Annotated in this window: 1 protein-coding gene; it reads right to left on the bottom strand. The window is 45.2% G+C overall.

Going from position 1 to position 860, the window contains the following annotated elements; all coding sequences use genetic code 11:
• Positions 1 to 860, bottom strand: an 860-nt coding sequence (gene serB / locus A3738_RS22960) for a phosphoserine phosphatase SerB (protein WP_068763882.1), incomplete at both ends; no start/stop codon positions are given.

Here is an 860-nt window from a genome sequence, read left to right as displayed (position 1 = left end):
CTATTCCAAGCTTTTCTTGAAGCCCTTTAGCAAAGTAAGTAAATCCGCCCGACAAAATAGCGGTTTTATATCCAAGACTGCGAAGCGTTGAAATTAGCTTTTCAGCACCTTCGGTCAATTTTAAACGTGCAGCGATTTTCTCGAGAACTTCTTCGCTCAAACCCTCAAGCAAACCCACTCGACGAGCAAAGCTCTCTTTAAAATCAAGTTTACCCTGCATCGCAAATTCTGTAATTTCAGCCACTTGATCTCCAACACCCGCTTCGATCGCAAGCTCATCAATTACTTCAGCTTGAATCAAAGTCGAGTCCATATCGAAGACAACTAAACGACGATTTCTACGGAAGATTGAATCTTCTTGGAACGCAATGTCCACACCTAACTCGTTGCCGATAGCAAGGAAGTCTTGTCGCAAATCATCTAAGTTAGGCGGCGTGCCACGCACTGAAAACTCAATGCATGCCTTAGTTTGTTCAATGCTCTGCTCAACGGCGGGACGACCAGACAATCGCGTAATGTTGTCGATATTCAAACCGTGACGAGCGGTGATCGCAGACACATGAGAAATCTGTTCCGCAGAGATAGATCGTGATAAGAGTGTAACGATGTATCTAGCCTTACCTTTGCCTTCCACCCACAGGGCGTATTCTTCCTTGCTAACAGGCTTGAAACTCACATCTTGCTCGAGTTCGTGCATACGGAACAACAAGTCCTTCAGCACACTACTTGATTCTTTATCACCAGGAACCTCAACCAAAATCCCCCAGGTCAAATGCTCATGAATAACGGCCTGACCAATATCCAAAATACGGATATCGTATTGCGCCATGATTGCGGTCATTTCTGAGGTCAAACCAGGC

The organism is Oleiphilus sp. HI0066 (assembly GCF_001635725.1).
The sequence above is the reverse complement of the archived record's forward strand: the minus strand, read 5'-3'. Positions and strand labels throughout refer to the sequence as shown.